This window comes from Terrisporobacter othiniensis, assembly GCF_000808015.1.
Classification (GTDB): domain Bacteria; phylum Bacillota; class Clostridia; order Peptostreptococcales; family Peptostreptococcaceae; genus Terrisporobacter; species Terrisporobacter muris.
In genome coordinates, this window is sequence record NZ_JWHR01000100.1 from 1 (window position 1) to 1662 (window position 1662).

A 1662-nucleotide genomic window follows, 5' to 3' on the forward strand; every position below is an offset into this window, starting at 1 on the left:
GTGCAATACTAAGTTGTCTTAATTTTGTTAAATAAGAAAAAACAGTCATATTATCCTCATTATTTTCTAGTATTCTTCTTTTTATTAAATTTACAAATCCTCTATAGGCTCTTTTATGCTCCTTTTCTAATTCCACATAAAATTTCTGTTCTATTTTATCTGGAAGTTCATCAACAACTTCTTTTTTAGTTCTCCTAAGCATAAATGGTTTTATTAAATTTTTTAACTGACAATGATTTTTTTCATTATTAGCAAATATTTTTTCAAATTTCTTCTTATTATATAAATATCCCGGCATAACAAAATCAAAAATAGACCAAAGTTCCATAAGATTATTTTCTATCGGTGTTCCTGTTAAAGCAAATTTAACATCTGCATTTACTTCTTTAATAGCTTTTGTAATTATGGACTCTGGATTTTTAATGTTTTGAGCTTCATCTATTATGCAGTAATTAAAATTTATATTTTTATATTTTTCAATATCATTTTTATAAGTTCCATAGCTAGTTAAAACAACATCATATTCTTCGTGATTTTCTAATATTTTTTCCCTTTGAGACTTACTACCATAAGCTATTCCTAGTTTAATATCTGGTGTAAACTTTTCAAATTCACTCTTCCAATTAAAAATTAGAGATGTAGGAGTTATAACTATTGATTTTTTATCTTTTTGACAAAGTAAAAAAGATAAAGTTTGTACAGTTTTACCAAGTCCCATTTCATCTGCCAAAATACCACCAAAATTATAATTTGCTAAAGTATTGAAAAATTCAAACCCTTCCACTTGATAATCTCTAAGCTTTGCATTTAATTTATCTGGAACTTTCACATCTTTATTTAATTTATCATATTTTTTTATTACATTCTCTATATATTTCCTACCACTTATAAAAGTATCCCCTTCTGTCAACTTTTCTAAAAACATAGCTTTATTATTTGGTATTTTTATTTTTTGTAAATCTCCATAAACCCCTAGTATATCTATAAGTTGAAATACTTTCTCTAAATCATTATCTTTTAAATCAATATAGCTACCATTAGGCATAAGATGATACTTATATTTATCTTTATATGACTCATATATATTCCCATACTCATTTTTGTCTATACCTTCAATATGTAAACTTGCCCCTAAGTTTCCACCCCTAGATTGGCTTAAGTCAAATATTACAGTTGGATTTAGTATTATATCTTCCTCTGAAAATTCTTCTTTTCTTTTGTTCCTTAGCTTCTTTATTCCTTCAAGAACTGCTGCTACCATATGAGGACATACTTGAGGCCCCTTGTTATTAAATACATTTTGACAATCACAACTAAGATTAGAAATTGTTCTATTTTCAGTATTTATATTCATCATAGCAGTATAGCTACGTCTATGATATTCATCAAAAACTGTTGCATAAAATGTAGCTTCTCTACCACTTACATTTACATAATCATTGCTTACATAATTTCTTTTATATGCTGCAAATCCACTATTGTATTTTAGTTTATCTGTATAAGTTCTTAATACTTCTCCAAGTTTATCTATTTCCATTTTTTCACCTTTTCTTTTATAATTTCTTATTTATTATAATTTCCAATAAATTAAATAAAACATAAACGCTTTATAATAAAAATATCATGAGGTAACCCCATGATATTTTTATGTTTATATAATTT

The 1662-nt window shown here is 25.7% G+C and carries 1 protein-coding gene; it reads right to left on the bottom strand.

The window, feature by feature from the left end:
- The coding region (locus QX51_RS11390; protein ID WP_039680038.1) for a DEAD/DEAH box helicase at positions 1-1537 on the bottom strand (1537 nt) is incomplete at its 3' end.
- Between the last annotated feature and the right edge of the window lie 125 nt (positions 1538-1662).